Source organism: Mesorhizobium sp. GW821-FHT07A06 (assembly GCF_059419085.1).
Window position 1 is genome coordinate 461,766 of sequence record NZ_JBWKRC010000004.1, and the last position, 20,747, is coordinate 482,512.

Annotated in this window: 20 protein-coding genes; 8 read left to right on the forward strand and 12 right to left on the reverse strand. The window is 64.5% G+C overall.

Annotated features, from left to right (window positions below; genetic code table 11):
• Window positions 1–9 precede the first annotated feature (9 nt).
• From omp10 to AC07SZ_RS16515, 8 genes are all read right to left on the reverse strand, one after another.
• Entirely contained in the window at window positions 10–387 is a 378-nt protein-coding gene (gene omp10 / locus AC07SZ_RS16480; RefSeq protein WP_056577483.1) for an outer membrane lipoprotein Omp10, read from the reverse strand.
• 182 nt (window positions 388–569) lie between these two features.
• Window positions 570–2,015: a homospermidine synthase gene (locus AC07SZ_RS16485; protein WP_494915096.1), complete on the reverse strand. Its 1,446-nt coding sequence runs from the start codon at window positions 2,013–2,015 to the stop codon at window positions 570–572.
• Window positions 2,016–2,145: 130 nt separating this feature from the next.
• The gene (locus AC07SZ_RS16490) at window positions 2,146–3,084 is read right to left on the reverse strand and encodes a heme-dependent oxidative N-demethylase family protein (protein WP_172372218.1); all 939 of its coding nucleotides are present in this window, start codon (window positions 3,082–3,084) and stop codon (window positions 2,146–2,148) included.
• The gene (locus AC07SZ_RS16495; protein WP_494915097.1) at window positions 3,081–3,368 is read right to left on the reverse strand and encodes a YciI family protein; all 288 of its coding nucleotides are present in this window, start codon (window positions 3,366–3,368) and stop codon (window positions 3,081–3,083) included. The genes AC07SZ_RS16490 and AC07SZ_RS16495 overlap by 4 nt, the downstream gene beginning before the upstream one ends.
• A gap of 13 nt (window positions 3,369–3,381) precedes the next feature.
• Entirely contained in the window at window positions 3,382–4,044 is a 663-nt protein-coding gene (locus AC07SZ_RS16500; protein WP_056577473.1) for an aminotransferase class IV family protein, read from the reverse strand.
• Window positions 3,993–5,138 (reverse strand): aminodeoxychorismate synthase component I, encoded by a 1,146-nt coding sequence (locus tag AC07SZ_RS16505; protein WP_172372224.1) that lies wholly within the window; start codon window positions 5,136–5,138, stop codon window positions 3,993–3,995. The genes AC07SZ_RS16500 and AC07SZ_RS16505 overlap by 52 nt, the downstream gene beginning before the upstream one ends.
• Before the next feature lie 169 nt (window positions 5,139–5,307).
• Window positions 5,308–6,072 (reverse strand): helix-hairpin-helix domain-containing protein, encoded by a 765-nt coding sequence (locus AC07SZ_RS16510; RefSeq protein ID WP_494915099.1) that lies wholly within the window; start codon window positions 6,070–6,072, stop codon window positions 5,308–5,310.
• Window positions 6,073–6,432: 360 nt separating this feature from the next.
• Window positions 6,433–8,271 (reverse strand): M3 family oligoendopeptidase, encoded by a 1,839-nt coding sequence (locus AC07SZ_RS16515; RefSeq protein ID WP_056577928.1) that lies wholly within the window; start codon window positions 8,269–8,271, stop codon window positions 6,433–6,435.
• A gap of 172 nt (window positions 8,272–8,443) precedes the next feature.
• Here AC07SZ_RS16515 and AC07SZ_RS16520 point away from each other — a divergent pair, with 172 nt between their 5' ends.
• The 3 genes from AC07SZ_RS16520 (at window position 8,444) to AC07SZ_RS16530 (ending at window position 12,621) form a co-directional block, all read left to right on the forward strand.
• Entirely contained in the window at window positions 8,444–9,964 is a 1,521-nt protein-coding gene (locus tag AC07SZ_RS16520; RefSeq protein ID WP_494915100.1) for a sigma-54-dependent transcriptional regulator, read from the forward strand.
• 502 nt (window positions 9,965–10,466) lie between these two features.
• On the forward strand, window positions 10,467–12,269 hold the full coding sequence (locus AC07SZ_RS16525) for a peptidoglycan L,D-endopeptidase MepK (protein WP_494915102.1): 1,803 nt from the start codon (window positions 10,467–10,469) through the stop codon (window positions 12,267–12,269).
• Between the two features lie 175 nt (window positions 12,270–12,444).
• A complete protein-coding gene (locus AC07SZ_RS16530; RefSeq protein WP_081295183.1) occupies window positions 12,445–12,621 on the forward strand; it encodes a hypothetical protein in 177 nt (58 codons plus the stop codon).
• A gap of 103 nt (window positions 12,622–12,724) precedes the next feature.
• Here AC07SZ_RS16530 and AC07SZ_RS16535 read toward each other — a convergent pair whose 3' ends face one another.
• Window positions 12,725–13,618 (reverse strand): AraC family transcriptional regulator, encoded by an 894-nt coding sequence (locus AC07SZ_RS16535; protein ID WP_494915104.1) that lies wholly within the window; start codon window positions 13,616–13,618, stop codon window positions 12,725–12,727.
• 130 nt (window positions 13,619–13,748) lie between these two features.
• On the opposite strand from AC07SZ_RS16535, the gene AC07SZ_RS16540 reads away from it, so the two are divergent.
• Window positions 13,749–14,498 carry an SDR family oxidoreductase gene (locus AC07SZ_RS16540; protein ID WP_056578353.1) on the forward strand — a complete coding sequence of 250 codons (750 nt, stop codon included), beginning with the start codon at window positions 13,749–13,751 and terminating at the stop codon, window positions 14,496–14,498.
• An 11-nt stretch (window positions 14,499–14,509) separates the two neighbouring features.
• On the opposite strand, the gene AC07SZ_RS16545 is transcribed toward AC07SZ_RS16540, so the two are convergent.
• Window positions 14,510–15,148 (reverse strand): 2-dehydro-3-deoxy-phosphogluconate aldolase, encoded by a 639-nt coding sequence (locus AC07SZ_RS16545; RefSeq protein WP_056578350.1) that lies wholly within the window; start codon window positions 15,146–15,148, stop codon window positions 14,510–14,512.
• Window positions 15,149–15,377: 229 nt separating this feature from the next.
• Here AC07SZ_RS16545 and trhO point away from each other — a divergent pair, with 229 nt between their 5' ends.
• The 3 genes from trhO to AC07SZ_RS16560 all read left to right on the forward strand — a co-directional run bounded on the left by trhO (window position 15,378) and on the right by AC07SZ_RS16560 (window position 18,211).
• Window positions 15,378–16,307 carry an oxygen-dependent tRNA uridine(34) hydroxylase TrhO gene (trhO, locus tag AC07SZ_RS16550; protein ID WP_494915106.1) on the forward strand — a complete coding sequence of 310 codons (930 nt, stop codon included), beginning with the start codon at window positions 15,378–15,380 and terminating at the stop codon, window positions 16,305–16,307.
• 120 nt (window positions 16,308–16,427) lie between these two features.
• A complete protein-coding gene (locus AC07SZ_RS16555; protein WP_056578345.1) occupies window positions 16,428–17,168 on the forward strand; it encodes a tellurite resistance TerB family protein in 741 nt (246 codons plus the stop codon).
• Between the two features lie 287 nt (window positions 17,169–17,455).
• The gene (locus AC07SZ_RS16560; protein WP_494915108.1) at window positions 17,456–18,211 is read left to right on the forward strand and encodes an SDR family oxidoreductase; all 756 of its coding nucleotides are present in this window, start codon (window positions 17,456–17,458) and stop codon (window positions 18,209–18,211) included.
• 30 nt (window positions 18,212–18,241) lie between these two features.
• On the opposite strand, the gene AC07SZ_RS16565 is transcribed toward AC07SZ_RS16560, so the two are convergent.
• Window positions 18,242–18,616, reverse strand: a complete 375-nt coding sequence (locus AC07SZ_RS16565; protein ID WP_056578342.1) for a YciI family protein — start codon at window positions 18,614–18,616, stop codon at window positions 18,242–18,244.
• 151 nt (window positions 18,617–18,767) lie between these two features.
• A complete protein-coding gene (locus AC07SZ_RS16570) occupies window positions 18,768–19,952 on the reverse strand; it encodes a pyridoxal phosphate-dependent aminotransferase (RefSeq protein ID WP_494915110.1) in 1,185 nt (394 codons plus the stop codon).
• Between the two features lie 83 nt (window positions 19,953–20,035).
• On the opposite strand from AC07SZ_RS16570, the gene AC07SZ_RS16575 reads away from it, so the two are divergent.
• Window positions 20,036–20,722 (forward strand): GNAT family N-acetyltransferase, encoded by a 687-nt coding sequence (locus AC07SZ_RS16575; RefSeq protein WP_056578405.1) that lies wholly within the window; start codon window positions 20,036–20,038, stop codon window positions 20,720–20,722.
• Window positions 20,723–20,747 lie beyond the last annotated feature (25 nt).

Here is a 20,747-nt window from a genome sequence, read left to right on the forward strand (position 1 = left end):
GTTCGCCGGTCAGGCGCGTCGCGTGAGCACGAAGTTTTGGCCGGATGAACTGGTGCAGTTCAACTGGCTGGTGGACACCAGCAGGCAGTTGAAGCTGACCGGCGTCTGACGGATCAGCGACGTGCCGTTGATCTCGACCGATGTGGCGCCGGTCATCGTGTAGCTGCCATCGGCCAGCTTCTGGCCGGTGTCGGTGGCGACGGTCGTGAATTTCCCGCCTGTCAGCGTCGACAGGCCGGTGCCCTTGGCATCGATCCACGAACCCTCGACGCCTTTCGGCGCGGCTGCCATCGGCGGTGCGTCGGGACCGCTTGTGGTGCAGGCAGCGAGCATCACGGCAAAGGAACCCGCCACGCCCATCGAAAGAATTTTGCGCGCAATAGTCATCTGAAATCCTCTCCAAACGCACCGGCCCGAAAATCGGATTCGATTTTGGAAGGCATGATGCGAACGTCCAAAGTGCTGGAACGGGCATGCGTCCCGCAAGACGCACGCTGCCCCAGGCCGCATCTCTTCAATCGCCCGATTTCCGGGCGATTGCAAGGCAATGGCGCAGGGTGCGCGCGACGCTATCGGACGAGGATGTTGCGGAATTGCCACGGATCGGTGCGGTCGAGGTCCTCGGGGAAGAGCCCCGGGCGTCTGTCGAGCGGCGTCCAGTCGGTGTAATGACCTTCGACCGGTCCGAGATAGGGCGACTGCACTTCCAGACAGCGCCGGTAGTCCATCTCGTCCGCCTCGACGATGCCGGCGTCCGGATTTTCCAGGGCCCAGACCATGCCAGCCAGAACCGCTGAGGTGACCTGCATGCCAGTGGCGTTCTGATAGGGCGCCAGCTTGCGCGCCTCGGCGAGCGAGAGGTGCGAGCCGAACCAATAGGCATTCTTGTCGTGGCCGTAGAGCAGGACGCCGAGTTCGTCGACGCCATCGACCAGTTCGTTCTCGTCAAGCACATGGTGTACCGGCTGAGGCTTGCCGGCGGCACCGAACATCTCGTCCAGCGACAGCATCGCGTCGTTGCAGGGATGGTAGGCGTAATGGCAGGTCGGCCGGTATTGCACCTTGCCCTTCTTGGAGCGCACGGTGAAGAAATCGGCGATCGAGATCGCCTCGTTGTGCGTCACCAGGAGGCCGTATTGCGGGCCCGGCGTCGGGCACCAGGAGCGCACGCGCGTGTTGGCGCCGGGCTGCTCCAGGTAGATCGCGGCCTTGGAGCCGTGCTTGTGCTTCTTGGCGTTCTTCGGCATCCATTTCTCATGCGTGCCCCAGCCGAGTTCGGCCGGCTGCAAGCCTTCGGAGATGAAGCCCTCGACCGACCAGGTGTTCCAGAACACATCCATCGGCTTTGGTTTCTTGGCGCGCTGGGTGTCGCGTTCGGCGATATGGATGCCCTTGACGCCGGCCTTCTTCATCAGCTTCGCCCAGCCCTCGCGGTCTTCCTGTGCGGGCTCGGAAAACTCAAGGCCAAGATCGGTGGCGAGGTTCACCAGCGCCTGCTTGACGAACCACGAGACCATGCCGGGATTGGCGCCGCAGGTGGAAACCGCGGTAGCGCCGCCCGGTTTGTCGTGCTTTTCCTTGATCAGGGATTCGCGCAGCGCATAGTTGGTGCGGCTGGCATTGTCGGCGTTGGCGTCGAAATAGAATCCAAGCCACGGCTCGACGACGGTGTCGATGTAGAGCACGCCGAGCTTGCGGCAGAGCCGCATCAGGTCGACCGAGCCGGTATCGACCGACAAATTGACGCAAAAGCCCTGGCCGCCGCCATTGGTCAGCAGCGGCGTCAGAAGCTTCTTGTAGTTCTTCTCGGTCACCGCTTCCTGGACGAAGGCGATGCCGCGCTCGTCGAGCAGCTTGCGGTCGGTGTCGCGCGGATCAAGGACCGTCATGCGCGACTTGTCGAACTTGAAATGGCGCTCGATGAGAGGCAGCGTTCCCCGTCCGATCGAGCCGAAGCCGATCATCACCACAGGGCCGGTGATCTCGCCGTAGACGGGCCAGTTTTCATTCGCCATTTTATCGAGCACTCCTTCAACCATGTACAAAAGCCGGGCAGACATCTGCAAAAAACCGGGCATTTTTGCCAACGGCCTGCGCTACATCACAGATCATTGTCATAAACCAGCGAAAAGCGCCAACCTGTGGCTAGCCGTCCTTGGCCATGTGGTTAAGGACGGCGACAAGCCGGTCGCGGTCCGATGTCAGGCCTTTGTAGTCGAGTTGGTCGAGATCGAGCGCTTCGAGCTGGGCGGCAAAGGACAGTGCGAGCGCTGCGCGCTCCGGGTGCCGCTCCAGCACCGCGAGCGGGTCCAGGTGGATGCGGATGGTGAACAGGATGTCGCGCGAGGCGGGCAGTTTACGCAGCGTCTGGCGCTCGACGCGGATGAAGGCGTGCGCCTTGACGTCACCATCGGGGAAGCGCGTCGGCCGGTTGGTGGCACGGTCGATGCGCTCGACATTGGACAGCGGATGGTAAAGCGCATTGTCGGCCTGGATCGACCAGTTGAAGCGCTCGACCGCCTGGCCCTGCAGGCCGTCGAACATGCGGTTGATGAGTTCGGCGGGGCGCGTGCCCGGGCCGAAGCCGGGCACCGGCTCGTGAATCTGTTGCAGCGGCTTGCCGAATTTTTCGAGCAGCGACCAGGACGAGGGAAAGCACAGCGAGCCGGCCGCGAGCCGCCAGCCGCTGTCGTCGCGGCGCATCAGGATCAGGTCTTCCTGGACCAGCAGCGAGGCCGCGACCAGCGGGGCGCCGACCAGACCCGAAGGCAAGGCAGGGTGGTCCGCGGCGCCGACCACCTCGTTGCCTGCATCGGTGCGGCGATGGGTGCGCGAAAATTGCTCCGGCAGATAGGCGCCGAGCAGGTCGAGCACTTCCTGCTGGGCGTCTCGCGTGCCGTCCTCCTCGACGAAAACCCGTTCGGGAATTTCGGCATAAAGCCGGCGCTTCTCGGCGAGATAGGGCAGGAGATGACCGTCGACCTCGATCCAGTTCGCGGGGTCGAGCGGCTTCAACCCGATGTTGAACAGCTTCGACGAACCGTCATAGGGGGTATGGGTGGGCAGGGCTTCGACCAAGCTCATGCTTCCTTGAAGGCGTCGAGACCGGCGGCGGTCATTCTCGCCAGGAATTCGGTGACATCGTGGTCCGCGGCGCCTGCCTTGGCGAACGGGTCCGCGGCCAGCCTGGAATCGAGGATCTCGCGCGAGCATTGCGCGACGATGATGCCGCCGGTCCTCGGCTTCTTCGGCCCGGAGGCAATGAAGACGCCCTCTGCATAGCAGGCCTTCAGCCATTCGACATGCGCAGCCTGAAGGCGGTCGATCTCTGTCAGAGGCACCTTGTAGTTCAGCGAAACGACGAACATGGCGTTCTCCCGGTCACACCAGTGTTGCGGGGATCAAGCCGCGCAGCGAATTGCCGACAAAGAGAGCCTTGGCCGACTTCAGGTCGTCACAGGTGTAGATTGCTTCCGCCGCCCGGCCTTCATCCAGAAGCGCGGCGCGCAATACGCCAGGCAGCAGGCCACAGTCCAGCCGGGGCGTGGCCAGCACGCCGTCGCCGAAATCGGCGAAGACATTGGTGATGGTGCCTTCACAGATTTCGCCGCGCTCATTGGCCAGGATCACCTCGTCGGCCTGGGTGACGAGATATTCGGAACGGGCATGGGTGTAGAGCTGGCGCCGGCTTGTCTTGTGGCGCAGCAGCGTGTTGCTCGAATCGAGCCTCGTCCGCGCCAGCCGCAGCACCCAGACCTTGTCGGCTGCGAGCGGTTCGTAGGGTTGCGCCGAGGCGGTTGCTTCGCCGTTGCGCGCCAAGGCGAGCCGCGCGCGCATGGCGGTGCGGGCACCGTCGACCGCGTTGGCCAGCGCGGCGCCAACCTTTTGCGGATCGCAGGCGAAGCCGAGCTCCGCCGCAGAGCCATAGAGGCGCGCAAGGTGGCGGTCGAAGCGCAGGAAGCCCGTCCCGGGCTGCCAGCGCATGGTCTCGATCAGCTCGAAATCGGCGGTGTCCCCGTCGCGAAGCGGGCCTTGAGCAGACACTCCTGATACTCCTCCTGCGCCGTCGAATCGAAGACGATGCCGCCGCCGACATTGTAGACGGCCTCGCCACCGGCAAAGAGCGAGATGGTGCGGATCGCCACGGAAAAGCGCATCGTGCCGCCGGGCGCGATCCAGCCGATGGCGCCGCAATAGACGTCGCGCGGCGTGCCTTCCAGATCGTGCAGGATCTCCATTGCGCGGATCTTCGGCGCCCCGGTGATCGAGCCGCAGGGAAACAAAGCCGCGAAGACCTGGCGGATGGTGAGGCCCGGCAGCAGCTTGGCCCTGACGTCGCTCACCATCTGGTGGACGGTCGGGTAGCTCTCGATGCGGAAAAGTTCGGGCACCTCCAGCGTGCCGACCTCGCTGATCAGCGAGATGTCGTTGCGCAGGAGGTCGACGATCATCCGGTTCTCGGCCTGGTTCTTCTCGTCATGGCGCAGGAAGGTCTTCTGCCGCTCGTCCTCGTCCCTGGTGGCTCCGCGCGGGGCCGTGCCCTTCATCGGATGCGTCTCGATCATCCCGGCGGCATTGATCTCGAAGAACAGTTCGGGCGAGCGCGACAGCACGATGGGATCGCCAAGCGCCACCAGCGCGCCATACTTCACCGGCTGGCGCTCGGTCAGCGCGTCAAAGGCGGCGAGCGGGTCGCCCGACCATTGCGCCCGCACCGGGAAGGTCAAATTGCCCTGGTAGCAATCGCCTTGCCTGATGTGTTGATGCAGTCGCGAGAAACGCTTCTCGTAATCCTCGAACGACCAGGCCGCCCTTGCATCGAAGATCGGGCCGTTGGTCGCAGCTGCGTTGCGTGGCGGCACGGCGTCCTCGGCCGGAGCGTCGAAGACGCCGAGGCAGATCAGCGGTGCGCGGCGCCGGCCCGGCAGCAAGGGAACGAGCTTCGGTTCGAGCAGGTAACCCGCCTCATAGGAGAAATAGCCGGCCAGCCATTTGCCGGCGTCGTGCGCGGCCTGCGCTGCTTCCAGCGCCGGCAGGAAATCACGCGCCTCATGCGCCACGATGATGTCGGCCGGCCGGTCGAAAACGAGCTGGCGCGCGCTTTCGTCGTTGCGGAAAATGGCGGCGGGCAGGGACATGGGAACCGGGATCGATGAAGCCGTCGATCGCTCTATATGGGGGGCGGGCCGCGTGCAATCGAGGGAACGGCACCTTGCCCCTCAAAGCCGACCTCTTGGCGGCCTTGTCCGCCAAAAATAAATCGGCGGGGCTGTGGCCCCGCCTATTTGATGATCCGCCTGTGCGGGTTCAGGTGTTGCTGGCGGTCCCGGCTGTCGGAAATTGCTTGGCGAATTCCTTCTCGTCGCCGGCGGCGAGCAGCTTGGCTTGCTCGATCCAGCGTTCGCGCGCGATGCGGCCGTCGAAGTTCATTACGTCCTCGATCCGCTTGATGTCGGCTGCCGTCCAGGCGGCGATCTGGGCGAAGGTGGTGACGCCCTGCGCCTTGAGCAGCTTCTCGTTGACCGGGCCGATACCGATCAGCCGGCGCAGATTGTCGGGCTTGGCCGCTGCTGGCTTGGCCGCCGCTGGCTTGGCCGCCGCTGGCTTGGCTGCCGGCGGTGCGGCCTTCTTGGCGGCTGCCGGCTTGGGCGCGGCCGAACTCTTTGTGGCCGAAGCCGTGGAGGCCGCAGGTTTGCTCGCGGCGGGTTTGGCGGCGGCTTTCGCCGGCGCGGCAGGTTTGGCAGGCGCAGCCTTGGCCGCGGGCGGAGCGGATTTGGCGGCGGCCGGCGTCGACAGCAGGGCTGCCGGGGGTTGGCTGGCGGCCTTTGCTCCGCCACCCGCGGAAGCCTGCGCGTCGCGCAACTGGCGTTCAAGGTCGGCGCGGGTCTTGCCGCATGCATTCAGTTCGCCGGTCAGCCGGTCGCTGTCGGCACGCAGCCGGTCGCGCTCGCCGCGGGTTCGGTCGAGGTCGCCGCGAAGGCTGTCGAGTTCACCGCGCAGGCGACCCCAGATGAACCAGCCAACCAACACGCCTACCAGGAACGCCAGGACCACGTAGAAAAAAGTGCCCATTGTCTCTCTCCAGTCAGATCCGTCTGCCGTGGGTCATGACCTTCGGCGATGGACTACTCGGTGATGTTTCCGCGGGTTCGCAGAACAGCCGGCTTCGGTTCGAGCTGTTGGCAATCGGCTTTGCTTGCCCATGGCCAACGGCCGTTGTCGCGTTCGCCTGAGCGTCACGGCCGGCTGAGATTTCCCTCGCCGATCCGCATGCGCTCCGGCTGAGCTTGGAGCGAAGGCTATCATAGAGCTTACGGAAAGCTATGGGAAAAACTTCTGCCTAGAGTTCTTCAAGAACAAATATTTAGCGCAAGAATACTGCGATCCCAACATGCATTCCGGCTAAACTGTTTTGCCCATGCGAGACGCGTCTCAACTGTCGAGGGATTCCAGTTCGTCGATCAGGCCGCTGATCACGCCAAGCCCGATCTGCCAGAAGGCGGGATCGGTGGCGTCGAGGCCGAAGGGCGCCAGAAGCTGCGAATGATGCTTTGTGCCGCCGGCGCGCAGCATCTCGAAATACTTGTCCTGGAAGCCGCGCTCGGCGTTCTGGTAGACCGCGTAGAGCGAGTTCACCAGGCAGTCCCCGAAAGCATACGCATAGACGTAGAAAGGCGAATGGATGAAGTGCGGGATGTAGGTCCAGAAGACCTCGTAGCCTTCGCGCAGCTTGATCGCGGGCCCCAGGCTTTCGGCCTGCACTTCCAGCCAGAACTGGCCGAGCCTGTCTGACGTCAGTTCGCCGTTGCGGCGTTCCGCATGCACCTTGCGCTCGAATTCGTAGAAGGCGATCTGGCGCACCACCGTGTTGATCATGTCTTCGACCTTCTGGGCGAGCATGGCCTTGCGCTCACGCCTGTCGGTGGTCCGCTCGAGCAGCGAGCGGAAGGTCAGCATCTCGCCGAACACGGAAGCGGTCTCGGCCAGCGTCAGCGGCGTCGAGGCCATCAGCGCGCCCTGGCCGGCCGCCAGCACCTGATGCACGCCGTGGCCGAGCTCATGCGCCAGCGTCATCACATCGCGCGGCTTGCCCATGTAGTTGAGCAGCACATAGGGGTGCGCCGACGGCACGGTCGGATGGGCAAAGGCGCCAGGCGACTTGCCGGGCCTTACCGGGGCGTCGATCCAGTTGCGGTCGAAGAAGGTGCGCGCGATCTCGGCCATCTCGGGCGAGAAGCGCTGATAGGCGGAGAGCACGGTATTCCTGGCTTCGTCCCAGCCGATCACCGCCTGTGGCGTCTCCGGCAGTGGAGCGTTGCGATCCCAGTGGTTCATTACTTCCATGCCGAGCCACCGCGCCTTCATCGCGTAGTAGCGGTGCGACAGGCGCGGATAGGCCTCGCGCACCGCGGCGGCGAGCGCGTCGACCACGCCGCGCTCGACACGGTTGGCGAGATGGCGTGAATCGGCGATGTCCTCGAAGCCGCGCCAGCGGTCGGATATTTCCTTGTCCTTGGCCAGCGTGTTGGTGATCAGCGTGAAGGTGCGCAAATTCTTGCGGAAGGTCGCGGCCAGCGCCTCTGAGGCGCGGCGGCGCACCTCGCCGTCGGCATCCTGCAAACGGTTGAGTGCCGGCTCCAGCGTCAATTCCTCGCCATCGACGTTGAAGCGAAGGTCGGTCATCGTCTCGTCGAACAGACGGTTCCAGGCTCCGCGTCCGGTGATCGACTTCTCATGGAAAAGCTGCTCGACACGATCCTCGAGCTGGTAGGGCTTGTCCATGCGCAGGTCGAGCACCCAGGGCCGATAGTGGCCGAAAGCGGGATCGCCGGCCAGCGCGCTTTCGATCGCGGCGTCGTCGATCAGGTTCAGTTCGAGCGCGAAGAACAGAAGATGCGCGCTGGCGTCGGTCATCCTCTCCTGGATGTCGCCATAGAGCTTGGCGCGCTGCGGGTCGGCGGTGTTGCCGGCATAGACCAGGCCGGCATAGGAGACGATGCGGCCGATCAGTTCCTCCAGGGCCTCGTAGGCGACCAGCGCTTCGCCCAGCTTGCCGGCGCCGCCGCGCCCGGCCTCGGCGGCGAGCGTACCCTTCCAGCGGGTCTCGAAGGCGATCGCGTCGGCGGCGGCCCTGGCGATGTCACGCTTCAGTTCCGGGGCTTCCATGCCGGCATAGAGGTCGGCAAGGTTCCATTCCGGCAGATCGCCAAGCTCGGCCGCGCCCTGACCGGACGCTGGTGCCGCAAGCCGCCGACCAAACATCATGCGCATCGACATACCTTCTGTGAATCACGGGGTCAGAATCAAGGGCCCAGAATCAGGGAGAACGGAGAAGCCGGTCAAATCCTAAGGAATTCGTTCACCGGGTTTTTTGAAACCTTGTTTAGAACCCTGTGCCAAGATGATCCATGGGGATTTCGGGCGCGGGCAAATCAAGACAGTCATGACAGGTTCCATACTCATAGTCGATGACGATCCCGTGCAGCGCCGGCTGCTCGAGGCGGCAGTGACGCGCTTCGGCCACGCGGCAATCGTCGTCGACGGCGGCGCCGCCGGCCTTGAAGTGCTCGACGGGCCAACGGCCCGCGACGTTTCGGTGGTGATCCTCGATCTGGTCATGCCCGGCCTCGACGGCATCGGCGTGCTGAAGGCGATGCGTGAACGCGACATCACCGTCCCGGTCATCGTCCAGACCGCCCAGGGCGGCATCGAAACCGTTGTGTCGGCGATGCGCCATGGCGCCTTCGATTTCGTCGTCAAGCCGGCGTCGCCCGACAGGCTGCAGGCGTCGATCGCCAAAGCGCTCAAGGTCGAAGCGGTCGAGGGTGAGGTCAAGCGCACGTCGCGCAGGCGCGGCGGGCTGCTGACCTTCAGGGACATGATCACCCACAGCCAGGCCATGGACAGGGTGATACGGCTTGGCCAGAAAGCGGCCGCCTCCAACATCCCGATCCTGATCGAAGGCGAATCCGGCGTCGGCAAGGAGCTGGTGGCGCGCGCCATCCAGGGCAGCGGCGACCGCCGCTCGAAGCCTTTCGTCACGGTCAATTGCGGCGCCATTCCCGACAATCTGGTCGAATCGATCCTGTTCGGCCACGAGAAGGGCTCGTTCACCGGCGCCACCGACAAGCACACCGGCAAGTTCGTCGAAGCGCATACGGGCACGCTGTTCCTCGACGAGATCGGCGACTTGCCGCTCGACGTCCAGGTCAAGCTGTTGCGCGCCGTGCAGGAGGGCGAGGTCGATCCGGTCGGTGGCCGCTCGACCGTCAAGGTCGACATAAGGCTGATTTCGGCGACGCACCGCAACCTGCTGCAGCAGGTCAAGGACGGCAAGTTCCGCGAGGATCTGTTCTACCGGCTGAACGTCTATCCGATCTTCGTGCCGCCGCTGCGCGACCGCCGCGACGACATTCCGCATCTGGTCACGCATTTCATGGAGAAGGTGGCACCCGCCGACCCGCGCCATCGCCTGCAAGGCATTTCGGCGCCGGCACTTGCCGTGCTGCAGGCCTATGACTGGCCCGGCAACATCCGGCAGCTGGAAAACGCCGTCTTCCGCGCTTCGGTGCTGTGTGACGGCGACGTGCTCGGTGTCGATGATTTTCCACAGATCCGGGCGCAGGTCGAAGGCACCGTCAATCTCGAAACTGACGTCGCCGCGCCACCGTCGCTGGAACCTCGCGACGACGATATCCTGGGCGGCGAGGCGATGGCCGAGGCCGAACTGCCCCCGCGGCTTCAGCCTCGCTTCGGCACCCTGCGGGCGCTCGACGAACGCGGCAATGTGCGGGCGCTCGCCGACGTCGAGCTCGAGATGATCAAGCTCGCCATCGACCATTACAACGGCCAGATGAGCGAAGTCGCGCGCCGCCTCGGCATCGGCCGCTCGACGCTTTACCGCAAGCTCAAGGAATATGGCATCGACCCGGAAACCGGCCGCGTGGAACGGTTGGCGTCCTAATCGCGTCGCGCCGAACCGGACCTCCGCGCCGCGTGTCAGGTCATGTCCCGTGCATGTCGTTCGCCCCGAAACCGAAGCCAGGTTTGGGCAACATGCATCGGACGCAAGGCCGGGACCAGCTTGCGATGCCAGAGTTTGTCCCGCTGTCAGCGGGGTTCGGCCGGAATATGGCATGCCCGTGGACAGCTCTGTTCACGCATTAAGGCTAATGGTAACAGATCGTGTTCTGTCAAAAGCCGGAATCCTGATCTAAACCAGCGGTTTACCAAGAAACCTTGTGAACAATTTTTGACGGGATATCGCCATGGTGTTACCGCATTTCGGCTTCAATAAGCGATGATTAACCATTAGGATTGATATTCGGATGTGAAAACGACACGTCCGTTTGGGCAAATCCGGGGACAAACGGCAGCCTGCAAGGCCTTTTGATTTGAACAGAATCGAACGACTCACAAACGGGCGGCATCATCATCTGAGCGTCTGGCCGAGATGGCTGGCAGCGGTGATTGTCGCTTTTGGTTTTGTTGCCGCGGTCGCCACCAGCGCCCAGGCCGAAGTTCGTTCGCTGAAGCTTTACCACCTCCACACGCATGAGAAGGCGGAGATCGTCTACAAGCGCAATGGCCGCTACGATCCGGAGGGCCTGAGGAAGATCAACATCATCCTGCGCGACTGGCGCCGCAACGAACCGACCAAGATGGATCCGCGCCTGCTGGACCTGGTCTGGGAAGCATATCGCGAAAGCGGCGCCACCGACTATATCCAGGTCGTCTGCGGTTACCGTTCGCCGTCGACGAACTCGATGCTGCGCAGCCGCAGCCGGGGCGTTGCCGAGAAGAGCCAGCATATGCTCGGCAAGGCGATGGATTTCTATATTCCCGGCGTGCCGCTGAAGAAGCTGCGCAACATCGGCCTGAAGATGCAGGGCGGTGGCGTCGGCTATTACCCGACCTCCGGTTCGCCGTTCGTCCATATGGATGTCGGCAATGTACGCCACTGGCCCGGCATCAGCCGGCAGGAACTGGTCAGCCTGTTCCCCAACGGCAAGACCCTGCATGTGCCGAGCGACGGCCGGCCGCTGCCGGGCTATGAGCAGGCGATGGCCGCCTACAAGGCGCGCAAGGGTGCCGGTACGCCCAATGTCGAGCTTGCGAGCGCCGGCGGCAGCGGCAAGAAGTCCGGTGGCTTCCTCTCCGCCTTCTTCGGTGGTGGCGGCGACGATGAAGCCGACGACAGCGCCGACGTCGAGACCGCTTCGGCCGCCCCTGCGCCCAAGGCTAGAAACCTGAAGCCGGCCGCGACCGCCAAGAGCAACCTGCCGGGCATCGCCATCGTAGCGCCCGAGAATGCACAGCGCGCCAACATCCCGCAGATTGCCGACGAGCAGGCTCCGGAACCGGTGAAGGACACGCCGGAAACGATCATCGCCGCGCTGCCGGCTAGGGAGATTCCGCTGCCCGATTTCGCGCCGCGGCCGAAGGCCGATGTCGGTGCTCAGCCTGAGAATGTTCCGTTCGCCATGGCGGACGCGACGGCGACCACCGAACAGGCCGTGGCGACCGCGCAGGCGCCGGCGAACATGCCGTTCGCCAAGGCTGATCCCGCCACTGTGGCGGCGGCGGCCGATCCGGCGCAGGTTGCCGTCAACAACATCCCCTTGCCGACGTGGCGTCCCGAACGCACGCTGCCGGCTGATCTCGCACCGCCGCCCAGCAAGGATGTGCTGATGGCGCTGGCGGATACGGCCGAACAGGGCAAGACCGCGTCCGATGCGTTCTCGGTGCTGCCGACGGCGCGTCCCGAACCGGCCAAGCCGGACGCCGTCAAGGCCGTGCTTGACGAGGCCAATGCCCAGGTCGGCAATGCCGACGAATACAAGGTTGCGTCGCTGTCGCAAGAACCGCGCTCGGCCTTCAACGATCCGTCAGGTGTCGATGCCGCATCGCCGCGTCAGGCGGTTGCCGCCCGCCCGGCCGGTTCCGATCCGGCCGCCGCGATCGGCGCCGGCGTGAAGACGACCCGCAAGGAAGCCAGGGCCACCCCCCGCGACCAGAAGCCCGGCCCCAGGGCCATGGTGGTCGCCGCCGCGCCCCAGGCCGCCCGCTGGGCGCTGACCAGCGGCGAGAACGTCGCCACCGCTTCGGCTGCGACGACGGCGCCGGGCTACGCCTACAACATCGTGCATACGCCGCCGAGCGAGGTCTACACGGCCGGCTTCCAGCCGAGCAACCAGGTCGCCGACGCCAACCGGTTCACCGGCAACGCCGTCAAGTTCATGTCGGTGGCCCGCTTCCAGACGAAATAGCCTGCTGGCCAGACGAGACAAAGCCGCGCCGGGCGACCAGCGCGGCTTTTTGCTGTCCGGGGTGATGCATCCGGCACCCAACCCGGTGAATCACGCGGACTGAACTTCTCGTGAAGCCGGAACGGCCTGGCTGTTTGCGGGTTAGCGTGGGTACGTTCCAACCCTGGGGAAATTCATGAAGAAAATTCTACTGGCATCCGTTCTGGCATTGGTTGCAGCATCCGCCGCGATCGCTCCGTCGCGAGCCGAAACCGTGATCATCAAGAATGGCAAGCATCACTGCAGGACCAAGCTGGTCACGCATTGGGTGCACCATCACAGGGTGACCGAGAAGGTCAAGGTCTGCCGCTGATCCGGAAGCGATGGGATCCGGGAGAATTGGCCCGGTCGACGAGAGTCGGCCGGGCTTTTCATGTGCCAGCCGACGCAGCGCTCAGGGCTTGGTTCCGAGCGCTCTAGTCGATTTCCAGCGTGGCTGCTTCGCCCTTGGCCAGAAGCCGGGCGGCGTCGCGCGCCGGCGGTAGTCCGAAATGGCGCGCATATTCCCGGCTGAACTGCGAAGCGCTTTCATAGCCGACGGCAAAGGCGACACGCATGGCGCTGCCCGGCTCCGCGATCAGCAGATGACGAGCCTGCAGCAGACGCACCTGCTTCTGATACTGCATCCGGCTCATGGCGGTCGCCGCCTTGAAATGGCGATGGAACGAAGCGTTGCTCATATGCGCGAGTTCGGCCAGCTCCGTTACATCGATGGGTTCGTTGTAGTGTGCTCGTATCCAGGCGGTGGCGCGGCGTATCTGTGACAGGCGGCCATCGGCGTGCGCGAGCTGCCGCAACTTCGCCCCTTGCGGACCTTGCAGCAAGCGGAACGCGATCTCGCGTTCGAGCATGGGCGCGAGCACGGGAATTTCGGTTGGCCGGTCGAGCAGCCGCAGCATGCGGCGCCATGCATCGAGCAGTTCATCATCGGCCCGGTTGGTCATGAAGCCGTCGCCGTCCACCGCCGGCTTGTGGTCGATGATCAGGGCGGCGATCAGCCCGACATCGAGGGCGAAGGCGATGGCCGTGTAAGGACGGGCGCTGCTCGCCTCGATGAGCTGGCTGGTGGCCGGCGTTTCCACCGCATAGATGAAATAGCTGCCGGCGCCATAGCGAAGCGTGCGGTCGCCGATCAGCACCGTCTTGGTCCCCTGCAGCACGAACAGCGCCGTCGGTTGGCAAAGCTCGGGCAGGGGCGGGGTCGCGACCTCGCTGCGGCCGATCGTGACGCGCGGGATCGCCGTCTTGGTGCGCCGCCCATGCGCATGGCGGCCGGCGATGCCGATCAATTCCCGCAAAACCTCTTCCATCCCCCAGCATTGCCGATCCGGGCGGCCCGCGCAACCAATTGAGAGGATTAGGCAAGAGGGCGCGAGTATCCGGCGCGCGAAACCGGCCGAGGCACGTCATCTCCAGGTCACCAAAGACGGAGACATCGACATGACGACGCAGAGAAATGCGCTGGTCACCGGCGCCAACAAGGGTATCGGCCTCGAGACCACTCGCCGGCTGGCGGCCCTGGGGTTCAAGGTCTGGGCCGGCGCCCGCGACGCCGAGCGCGGGGAGGCCGCGGCAAAGGCGTTGTGCAACGAAGGGTTCGACGTCAAATGGCTCGAGCTCGACGTCTCCAGCGACGACAGCGTGGCAGCCGCGGCCAAGACCCTGGGAGCGCAGGTATCCAGCCTCGACGCGTTGGTCAACAATGCCGGCATTGCCCCCGGCTATGTTGACGCGCTGGGACCGGACGGCCGCTACGAACGGCCGCCGAGCCGCGAGGATATCACCGATATGAAGGCCACCTATGACGTCAACGTCTTCGGCCCGGTGCGCGTCACCCAGGCGTTCCTGCCGCTGCTCCTGGCATCGCCCGCCGCGCGCATCGTCATGGTGAGCAGCTATCTCGGCTCGATCGCGCGCGCCGCCGGCAACAGCCAGTCGCCCAATGTGATGAGCTATGGCAGCTCAAAAACAGCGCTCAATGCCATCACCGTGGCCTTCGCCAGGGAGCTCTCCCCGCGCGGCATCATGGTCAACGCCGCCGCTCCCGGCTACACGGCGACGGACCTCAATGCGCATAGGGGCGGGCGTACGGTGCAGCAGGCTGCCGGGATCATCGTGCAATTGGCGACGCTGAAGGCGGGCGGACCCACCGGCGGCTATTTCGATGAGAACGGTCCGTTGCCCTGGTGAGCGGGAATCGACTATTTCCTGAGCTTGCTCGCTTCACGTGCAAGCGCTTCGATCTCGTCCCATTTGCCCGCCTTGACCATGTCGTCGGGCGCGACCCAGGAACCGCCGACGCAGATGACATTGGGCAGGCTGAGATAGTCGGCGGCATTCTTGCCGGTGATGCCGCCGGTCGGGCAGAATTTGACGTCGGCGAGCGGCGAGGCGAAAGCCTTCAGCGAGGCGATGCCGCCGGACTGCTCGGCCGGGAAGAATTTCAGGAAGCGCAGGCCTGCCTCGCGCGCGGCCATGATCTCGCCGGGCGTGATGGCGCCGGGCAGCAATGGGACGGCGCTGTCTTTCGCCGCGGCCAGAAGCTGGCTGGTGATGCCGGGGCTGACAATGAATTTCGATCCAGCGGCCGCCGCTTCGTCGAACTGGCGGGCGTCGAGAATGGTGCCGGCGCCGACAATGGCATCCTCGACTTCGGCCGCCACGCGGCGGATCGCTTCCAACGCATCGGCGGTCCTGAGCGTGATCTCGATCGCCGGCAGGCCGCCACGTGCCAGGGCACGGGCCAGAGGCACCGCATCGGCAACATTGGCGATCTTCAGCACCGGTATGACCGGCTGGCCATTGAGGAGTGACAGGAGTTTCTCGGTCTTGCTGGGCATCTGTCTCTCCGTATCCCAAGCGCGCCGTATGAATCCGTCTCGGCGTGGCGCGCTCCTGGTTCATTTCAACCGATTAGCAGACGCGTGTTTGCCTGTCCACGAAACCGGTCGCGTCGCGATGTCACGCGCTGTCGGACAACTTATCGGCTCTTCCCCGACAGGGCCATGACAAGCACCAAAGCCCGTTTCACCTTGAAACAGGATTTACGAGCGTCTAGTTGCTCTGGCAATGACACCGTCCACAACAAGCCAGCCCATCCGCGTCGCCGCGCTCTACCGGTTTGCCCGGCTCGATGCCTTTGACGAACTGCGCGCGCCGCTCGCCGCCTTCTGTTGCGGCCGCGGCATCAAGGGCACGTTGCTCCTGGCGCATGAAGGCATCAACGGCACGGTCGCGGGCAGCGAAGCAGCGATCGCCGAACTGATCGACTATATCGAAGCCATCGACGGGCTGGCGGGCCTCGAGGTCAAGTACAGCGGCGCCGCGGAAATGCCCTTCCATCGCATGAAGGTGCGGCTGAAGCGCGAGATCGTCACCATGGGCATCGAGACTATCGACCCGGCGACGAGCGCCGGCACCTATGTGGCACCAGCCGATTGGAACGCGCTGATTTCCGAGCCCGACACGATCGTCATCGACACACGCAACGCCTACGAAGTTTCGATCGGCACCTTCAAGGGCGCGGTCGATCCGGCGACCGCGAGCTTTCGCGAATTTCCGGCCTGGGTGGAAGCGCATCGAGCCGAACTCGAAGGCCGCAAGGTGGCGATGTTCTGCACCGGCGGCATTCGCTGCGAAAAGGCGACGGCCTACGTGAAGTCGCTCGGCTTCGAGGGCGTGTTCCACCTCAAAGGCGGCATCCTCAAATATCTCGAGGAGGTTCCGGCCGCGCAGAGCCTGTGGCAAGGCGAGTGCTTCGTCTTCGATGAGCGGGTTTCCGTTTCGCATGGCCTCGCCGAGGGAGACGCGGAACTCTGCCGTGCTTGCCGCCATCCGCTGACGGCAGGCGAGCTGTCGTCGCCGAAATATGCAGCGGGTATCTCGTGCCCGCATTGCTTCGATGCCCGGTCGGACGAGGACCGTCAGCGTTATGCCGAGCGCCAGCGGCAGGTCGAGCTCGCCGAGGCGCGGGGCAAGGGGCCGCATATCGGGTCCTGAACCCAAGGCTCCGGGGCCGCGGCAAAGCGGCGACCTGTCATTGCAATGTCAAGTTCCGGGACCTACGTCTTCGGCGTTCGAAACCTGCCCGTTCGGCCGGGCGCATGCTGGAGGCACTGAATGTTCGATCCCAAGAAGCTTCTCGACGATCTGCTCGGCTCGCAAATTCCCGGCACCAGCGGCACCGTCCGCGACAAGGCGGGCCAGGCTGTGCAGATGGCCAAGGACAATCCGCTTGCGGCCGGCGCGCTCGCGGCCGTGCTGCTTGGAACCGGCGCCGGGCGTCAGGTGACGGGCACTGCGGTGAAGCTCGGTGGCTTGGCCGCGATCGGTGGTCTCGCCTACAAGGCCTACCAGAACTACAAGGCCGGCAATGCTCCGGAGCAGGCGCCCGCGGCCGGCGAACCGGAATTGCTGCCGCCGCCCAAGGACACCGCCTTCCACCCTTCGCAGGCGCCGCAAGGCGAGGATGAGTTCACGCTGACGCTCGTTCGCGCGATGATCTCGGCGGCCAAGGCCGACGGCCATGTCGACGATGAGGAGCGCAAGAAGATCGCCGGCAAGCTCAGTCTTGCGGGAATCGGCACCGATGCCGAGAAATTCCTGATGGCGGAGCTGGAAAGCCCGCTCGACCTCGACACGCTGGTCGCGGGTGCCAAGACCGACGCGCAGAAGCTCGAACTCTACACCGCATCGCGCCTCACCATCGATCCCGACACACGCGCCGAGCGCGGCTATCTCGACCTGCTGGCCGGCCGGCTCGGTTTGCCGGACCCTCTGGTCGATCATGTCGAGGCAACGGTTTCGGCGGCCAAGGTTCCGGCTGGCAAGGCGGGCACCTCGCCCAACCCGCGCTGGTAGGCCAAAACGGCACAGAGAGCCGTTTACCTTTCGTTAACTCAGGAAGCGCATGATTCTACACAGTCGGATCGGCTTTTCCTCCTCCCAAGCCCGGTTCAGATCAGGGCGGTCGCCAATGACCGCCCTTTTTGTCGGCCCCTGCCGGGCTTCCTCCGAAAGCGGATTCCAACTTCTCAAGGGCGTGCCCTGGGGCGCTTGCCATCGCTGCCGTCATTTGCGATGCCTGCTGCCGAGCAAAATCCTGGAAAATCAGTCAGGCGCGCGCGGCGCTGCCGGAGGTATCTGTCATGACCGAGCAAAAAACCGCCATCGTCACCGGCGCAGGGACGGGTATCGGCAAGAGCGTTGCCACGGCACTGCTCAAGGCCGGCTGGAACACCGTGTTCTGCGGCCGCCGCAAATCGGTGCTGGATGGCGCCATCGCCGAGGCCGGCCGGACCCCGGCCAGGGCGTTGGCGGTCGCCTGCGACATCAGCAAGGCCGGCGAGGTCGACGACCTGTTCGAGACGGTGGCGGAGGCCTTCGGCCGCGTCGACCTGCTCTTCAACAATGCCGGCATGGGTTACAAGTCGACGCCAATCGACGAGATTCCGGTCGAGGTCTGGAACGATATCGTCGGCGTCAATCTCACCGGTTCGTTCCTGTGCGCCCGTGCCGCCTTCGGCGCCATGCGCAAACAGCGGCCGATGGGCGGCCGCATCATCAACAACGGCTCTGTGTCGGCCTACGCGCCGCGACCGGGCTCGGTGCCCTATACGGCGACCAAGCATGCCATCACGGGATTGACGAAGACGCTGGCGCTCGACGGCCGGCCCTATGACATCGCTTGCGGCCAGATCGACATCGGCAACGCGCTGACCGACATGGCGCAGCCGATGACCGTCGGCGTACCGCAAGCCAACGGCTCCATCGCCGCCGAAGCGGTAATGGATGTCCAGCGCGTTGCCGACGCCGTCGTGCACATGGCGAGCCTGCCGCTCGACGCCAATGTGCTGTTCATGACTGTCATGGCGACCAAGATGCCGTTCGTCGGACGTGGTTGAGCCGAGGGCACAGGCAGGGCTCTCGCCACCTCATTTTCCCGCCAGTGGTACGCCCGGCTTGAAGAGCAGAATGGGCCTGATCTCGTAGACGGCGGTCGGATTGACGCGGCGAAGGTCGCGGGCGATCGCGATTGCCTCGTCCCGCGCGGCGCAGTCCACGACATAGAGGCCGAGCAACTGTTCCTTGGTCTCGGCGAACGGGCCGTCGATGATCACGCCGTCGCCAGGGCCGCGCAAGGTGCAGGCGTCCTGTGTCGCTCCCAGACGCGCGGACGGTCCTAGAGTGCCTTCCTCATGAAGCCGGGTGTTGATCTTGAGCAGTTCGGCCATCAGGGCCGCGTCTTCCTGCGGCGTCAGCGCCTTGATCGCGTCTTCCACGTGATAGGCAAGGATTGCATAAAACATCTAGGGCATCCCGGTTCGATCCTGATCTCGGGACCGTAACCGTTCCAGACATGGACGCACAGTCTTGGCCGTGAGCCTCCGGACGGATCATGACATCGACATGGCGGCCCGCCGCAAGCCATCCGGAAATGGCTCCGGCCTGCCTTGAGGCCTACTTGGCCAGGAACGCCCCGATCCGCTCCAGAGCGCGCAAGATGTTCTCTTCGGAATTGGCGTAGGAGAGCCTGACATAGCCTTCGCCGAGAATGCCGAAATCGGGGCCGCCGATCAGCGCCACGCCGGCGCCGTCGAGCAGCGCCGAGGCCAGCTTCTTTGCCTTCCAGCCGGTCTTCGACACGTTGGGGAAGGCATAGAATGCGCCCTTGGGCGTGATGCAGGAAATGTTTGGCAAGGCGTTCAGGCCCTCGACGACGACCTTCCTGCGGCGGTCGAAGGCGCGCATCATGGTGTCGACGTCGTCCTGCGGGCCGTCGATGGCGGCGATGCCGGCGAACTGGCTCGGCGCGTTGACGCAGGACCAGCAATTGACCGCCAGCTTGCGCACCTTGTCGTAGAGATGCGCGCCCTTGTCGCCGTTCGGCCAGATCGACCAGCCCATGCGCCAGCCGGTCATCGCCCAGGTCTTGGACCAGCCATTGAGCACGATCAGCCGGTCGCGGATCTCGGGATAGCCGAGCAGCGAGCAATGCGTCTCGCCGTCATAGGTCATGACATCGTAGATCTCGTCGGAGAGGATCGCGACATCGGGATGCTTCTCCAGTCCCTTGACCAGCTTTTCGATCTCGGCACGCGGCGTGACGCCGCCGGTCGGGTTGGCTGGTGAGTTGAGGATCAAGAGCCTGGTCTTCGGTGTGATCAGCGCCAGCGTTTCTTCGGCCGAAAAGGCAAAGCCGTTTTCCTCGCGCATCGGCACAGGAATGGGGGCGGCACCGGTGAATTCGATCATCGAGCGGTAGATGGGAAAGCCCGGATCCGGATAGAGGATTTCCGCGCCGGGCTCGCCGAACATCAGGATGGCGGCGAACATGGTCGGCTTGCCGCCGGGCAGGATCATCACCGTCTCGGGCGAAACCTCGACGCCCGTGGTGGTCAGCGTGCGGCGAACCACTGCCTCGCGCGTTGCCAAAAGCCCGTTGGCCGGCGTGTAGCCGTGGTGGCCGTCACGCAGCGCCTTGATCGCCGCCTCGACGATATGCTGCGGCGTCTTGAAGTCCGGCTGGCCGATGCCGAGATTGACGATGTCGCGGCCCTGCTGGGCAAGTGCCGTCGCCCTCGCGAGCACCGCGAAGGCATTTTCCTCGCCGAGACGGTCGAAGGCCGAAATCGTGTGGAGCATTTTTCCCGTCCATGTGGTTCTTGCTGTGAGGTCGTGTTTTTGTGAGCTTCGGCCCGCAAAAGTCAAACGGATTGGAGTCTTCGGTGTCGGAAAATCTCGCGAATTGGCAGCCACGCCCGCGTCCGGAGCGCAAGGCGATCGACGGTCGATATGTCCGGCTTGAACCGCTGAGCGCCGCAAGGCACGGTGATGGGCTCTATGAAGCGTCTTCCGTGTCCGACGTCGACGGCCGCTTCGCCTGGCTGCCCGACTATCCGCCGGAAACCCGCGCCGCCTTCCAACCCTGGCTGGACAAGGTCGAGGCCAGCGAGGATCCGCTGTTCTTTGCCGTCATCGACAAGGCCAGCGGCAAGGTCGCCGGACGCCAGACATTGATGCGCATCGATCCCGCTTACGGCGTCATCGAGATCGGCAACATCTATTGGGGGCCGCTGATCTCGCGCAAGCCGGGCGCGACGGAAGCGCAGTTCCTGTTCATGAAATATGTCTTCGACGATCTTGGCTATCGCCGCTACGAATGGAAATGCAACAACCGCAACGAACCGTCGAAGCGCGCCGCGGAACGGTTCGGCTTCAAGTTCGAGGGCATTTTCCGCCAGCACCTCATCGTCAAGGGTGAAAACCGCGACACCGCATGGTATTCGATCATCGACAAGGAATGGCCGGCCCTTCGCAACGCCTATGGGGCGTGGCTCGATCCGGCCAATTTCGATGGCGACGGCCAGCAGACGCGGCGGCTCGAGGATTTTCGCTCGCAGTTCGGGGCGTGAGCTGAATTCGGGGCTCAACGGGAGT

Bases quoted from the DNA above. Each gene is read 5' to 3' on its own strand.
- AC07SZ_RS16505 (WP_172372224.1), bottom strand. From the start codon at position 5,138: ATGTCCCTGCCCGCCGCCATTTTCCGCAACGACGAAAGCGCGCGCCAG.
- AC07SZ_RS16510 (WP_494915099.1), bottom strand. From the start codon at position 6,072: ATGGGCACTTTTTTCTACGTGGTCCTGGCGTTCCTGGTAGGCGTGTTG.
- AC07SZ_RS16540 (WP_056578353.1), top strand. From the start codon at position 13,749: ATGACGACGCAGAGAAATGCGCTGGTCACCGGCGCCAACAAGGGTATC.
- AC07SZ_RS16530 (WP_081295183.1), top strand. From the start codon at position 12,445: ATGAAGAAAATTCTACTGGCATCCGTTCTGGCATTGGTTGCAGCATCC.
- AC07SZ_RS16490 (WP_172372218.1), bottom strand. From the start codon at position 3,084: ATGAGCTTGGTCGAAGCCCTGCCCACCCATACCCCCTATGACGGTTCG.
- AC07SZ_RS16545 (WP_056578350.1), bottom strand. From the start codon at position 15,148: ATGCCCAGCAAGACCGAGAAACTCCTGTCACTCCTCAATGGCCAGCCG.
- AC07SZ_RS16535 (WP_494915104.1), bottom strand. From the start codon at position 13,618: ATGGAAGAGGTTTTGCGGGAATTGATCGGCATCGCCGGCCGCCATGCG.
- omp10 (WP_056577483.1), bottom strand. From the start codon at position 387: ATGACTATTGCGCGCAAAATTCTTTCGATGGGCGTGGCGGGTTCCTTT.
- AC07SZ_RS16495 (WP_494915097.1), bottom strand. From the start codon at position 3,368: ATGTTCGTCGTTTCGCTGAACTACAAGGTGCCTCTGACAGAGATCGAC.
- AC07SZ_RS16520 (WP_494915100.1), top strand. From the start codon at position 8,444: ATGACAGGTTCCATACTCATAGTCGATGACGATCCCGTGCAGCGCCGG.
- AC07SZ_RS16570 (WP_494915110.1), bottom strand. From the start codon at position 19,952: ATGCTCCACACGATTTCGGCCTTCGACCGTCTCGGCGAGGAAAATGCC.
- trhO (WP_494915106.1), top strand. From the start codon at position 15,378: ATGACACCGTCCACAACAAGCCAGCCCATCCGCGTCGCCGCGCTCTAC.
- AC07SZ_RS16560 (WP_494915108.1), top strand. From the start codon at position 17,456: ATGACCGAGCAAAAAACCGCCATCGTCACCGGCGCAGGGACGGGTATC.
- AC07SZ_RS16555 (WP_056578345.1), top strand. From the start codon at position 16,428: ATGTTCGATCCCAAGAAGCTTCTCGACGATCTGCTCGGCTCGCAAATT.
- AC07SZ_RS16565 (WP_056578342.1), bottom strand. From the start codon at position 18,616: ATGTTTTATGCAATCCTTGCCTATCACGTGGAAGACGCGATCAAGGCG.
- AC07SZ_RS16485 (WP_494915096.1), bottom strand. From the start codon at position 2,015: ATGGCGAATGAAAACTGGCCCGTCTACGGCGAGATCACCGGCCCTGTG.
- AC07SZ_RS16515 (WP_056577928.1), bottom strand. From the start codon at position 8,271: ATGCGCATGATGTTTGGTCGGCGGCTTGCGGCACCAGCGTCCGGTCAG.